We start from the raw sequence: 2990 nt of genomic DNA, 5'->3' as shown, positions 1-2990 counted from the left end.
CTGGGCGCGCAGTTGTGCAAGTTTGCTCATGGTGAGCCTTTCTTTCAGGTTGTGACCGCTCGCGCAGGTCGTTCGGACATGAAAAAGCCGCCTCGGTGGGCGGCGGTCTCAGTTGCGCGAGGCGCTTTACTGATGGGAGAGGCGAGCCAGCATGCTCAAACGCTGCTGCTGGCGGGCGCGGTGGTCTTCGGTGGCGAACTGCTGATCGTTCGCGGGTTCAGCCTTGGGCGTGGGCTCGGGCTCGTCGCAGGGGTCACGCGGCGCGTTGGCGTAGGCCGAGAGGTTCCATGCCTTGGCATTGGCCCTGGCGCTTGCGCGTGCCTTGGCGTCGCTGGCGGCGATGGAGGTGGCGAAGCCGTTCTCCAGCGCCTCGTCGGCGGTGAACCACGTTTCCTCGGCCATCCAATCAGCGATCTGCGCCAGTTCCTTGCCGGTCTTCGCCGCGTAGGTCTCGGCCAGGGTGCCGTCGATCTTGTCCAGGAGGTCGGCCTCTTTGCGCAGGTCGTTGGCGTTGCCCCACATGCCGGTCCATGCCTTGTGGATCATGAACATGGCGCCCTTGGCCATGATCACCTCCTCGCCCGCCATGGCGATGAAGGTCGCCGCACTGGCCGCGATGCCATCGATGTGCACGATCACCTTGGCGCCGTGCTCGCGCAGGGCCTGCTCCATGGCGCGGGCTGCGAAGACCGAGCCGCCTGGGCTGTTGATGCGCAGATGGATGGTGTCCACGTCCAGATCACGAATGGCCTTCACGAACGGCCCCGGGGCGATGCCGCCCCACCATTCGGCCTCCAGCTCACTGGATACGATGTGGTCGTAGAGGTAGACCTCGGCCTCGCGGTCGGCGGCCTTGGCCACCACCTCGAACTTGCGGGCACTGGCGCGGCGGTTGTCCGCGTACAGCTTACTGAGTCGGTTTTTCATTGTTTCCCTTCCCGTCATCTTTTCCGGGGTTGCCGGGGTTGCGCAGCAGGCTGGCGTTCGGCGGCAGGTTCTCGCGGCGGCGCACCTCGCTGGCGTCCATCCAAGGCATCTCGCCGGCCCGGCCCATCGCGATGCGGTAGGCCTCGTAACGGGTCTTCAGGTCGGCCCGCTCCAGGGCCTCGACCATGTGCTCCAGGAACAGCTTCTCGCGGACGGGCCAGAACTTGCGGTTCAGCTCCTGCTTGATCGGCGTCAGGTGGCGCTGCAGCGTGTAGCGCACGAAGCCTATGCCCTGCTGCTCGATGCCCGTGCCGAAGCTGGTCTGCTTGTCCGTGTGGCCAATCATGTGCGGCGGCACGCCGAGGATCCGGGAGATCTCCTCCACGTTGAACAGGCGTGTGGCCAGGATCTCGGCATCCTTGCTGTTGATGGACAGCTGCGCCGGCTCCAGGCCACCCGAGAGGATCAGCGGCCCCCGGCCACCGTTCATCGCCCGCGCCAGCAATGAGGCCTTGAGGTCGCCCAGCTGCTTGTCGGAGAGCCGACCAGGCGCCTTGAGCGCGTAGTCGATGTTCGCGCCACCGGCAAAGAACCGGCTGGTGTGCTCCTGGGCGGCAATGGCCGCGCCGATTGCCTCGCGCCCGGCGAAGGTGATCGCACTGGGGCTGCGCAGGCCGTCGAATCCCAGGCTCGGGACATGCAGCATGTCCGCGCTGTCCAGCGTGTATGCCGGACCGCCGTCCGAGGGGTTGATGCGGTACAGCACCTTGTCGCCCTTGCGGAACGGATCCACGCTCAGCGGATGGTGCGGCTTGAGCGCGATGATCTTGGAGCTGCGCACGCTGGAGCGCACCAACTCGGCGAAGCCGTCCCCCTCGAAGAGCTTGGCGCTCATCAGGTACTCCCAGAACGTGAAGGCGGACCAGACGCCGCCCGCGTTCTCGTTGAGCAAGTACCAGTAGTCGTGATCCACCTTCTCGCGCGTGTCTCGCTCATAGATCGAGATGGGCAGCGAGGCGATGGCGCCCGCGACCAACGAGACAGCGGCATAGACCACCGACACGCGCATGGCCGTTTCCTTGGTGACGCGCACACCGGCCGCCGAGCGGCTCGATGCGCCCAGCAGGTTTGCCAGCTCGCCCATGGACGTTCCGCTGCTGGTGACCTCGTTCTCGCCCAGCGCCACCAGGCCGGCGCGCTCTGCCGCACCATCGCGGCCCGCAATCCAGCCGGACAGCACTCGGCTGCCGTGCTGGTGCGCGGTCATGTTGTACGTCTGTGTCATCCCAGCTCCATTGAGTAGATCGCCGGGCCGGCCTTCGCCTCCGGGTTCAGGGCCATGAGATACACGGCATCGAAAAGGGCCATCAGCAGGTCGATCTTTCCGACGCCGCTGGCCTGCTTGGTGATGGTCACGGCGTTGCCCTGCATCACCGTCTTGGCGTTGCCCACGCACCAGGCCATGAGGGCGCTCCCGCCGTGCACCAGCTTCCTGGCGGCGACGTGGCGCTCGGCCGTCTTGATCGCGCCGTTGAGTTGGTAGCCCTGCGGAATGCCCACCACCTGGGCGGCCTCAACCGGGCCGGGCTCGTCATCGGTGCCGACCAGAGCGTCGTAAATGGCGCCCAGGCCCAGGCGGTCCACGCCCACCTTGTCGAGCAGGCCCGTGTCCACGATCTGCTCCACGATCTGGACCACCTCTTCCACGTCCTGGCCGACCCGTGCCACCAGCACCAGGTCGCCGGACTTGATGAAGTCGCGGTACTTGGACTCCTCGGACTTGCGCCGCTCCAGGGCGATCTGGTGGATCCAGCCTCGCCCCCAGGAAAGCCATTTCCCGGTGTCAGCCTCGCGGCCGACCACCGCCAAGCCGAGCAAGTCATCCAGGCCGCCGCCATCGATCCCGACCTCCACCACCTCGCTGCGCTCCAACAGCTCCTCCAGCGAAAACACGGGGATGGCCGCAGCCTCCCAGAAGTCAGCGCCAGCCCAGCGGTCGGAGCGCAGGTTGAGCCCGATCTCGACGTTGAGGTGCTTGGCCCAGAACTCCTTGAGTCCCTGCT

3 protein-coding genes are annotated in these 2990 nt (G+C 66.4%); all 3 read right to left on the bottom strand.

What is annotated here, in order from left to right; all coding sequences use genetic code 11:
• Positions 1-126: 126 nt before the first annotated feature.
• A complete protein-coding gene (locus QZ709_RS08455; protein ID WP_294636847.1) occupies positions 127-927 on the bottom strand; it encodes a head maturation protease, ClpP-related in 801 nt (266 codons plus the stop codon).
• On the bottom strand, positions 908-2212 hold the full coding sequence (locus QZ709_RS08450; RefSeq protein WP_294636846.1) for a phage portal protein: 1305 nt from the start codon (positions 2210-2212) through the stop codon (positions 908-910). The genes QZ709_RS08455 and QZ709_RS08450 overlap by 20 nt, the downstream gene beginning before the upstream one ends.
• Positions 2209-2990, bottom strand: a 782-nt coding sequence (locus tag QZ709_RS08445; RefSeq protein ID WP_294636845.1) for a terminase TerL endonuclease subunit, incomplete at its 5' end; no start/stop codon positions are given. The genes QZ709_RS08450 and QZ709_RS08445, both read right to left, overlap by 4 nt.

Origin of the sequence: uncultured Aquabacterium sp., from assembly GCF_913773725.1 — a bacterium.
Lineage (GTDB): Bacteria > Pseudomonadota > Gammaproteobacteria > Burkholderiales > Burkholderiaceae_C > Aquabacterium.
The sequence above is the reverse complement of the archived record's forward strand: the minus strand, read 5'-3'. Positions and strand labels throughout refer to the sequence as shown.

Coding starts and splice junctions, on each gene's coding strand:
- QZ709_RS08455 (WP_294636847.1), bottom strand. CDS start 927: ATGAAAAACCGACTCAGTAAGCTGTACGCGGACAACCGCCGCGCCAGT.
- QZ709_RS08450 (WP_294636846.1), bottom strand. CDS start 2,212: ATGACACAGACGTACAACATGACCGCGCACCAGCACGGCAGCCGAGTG.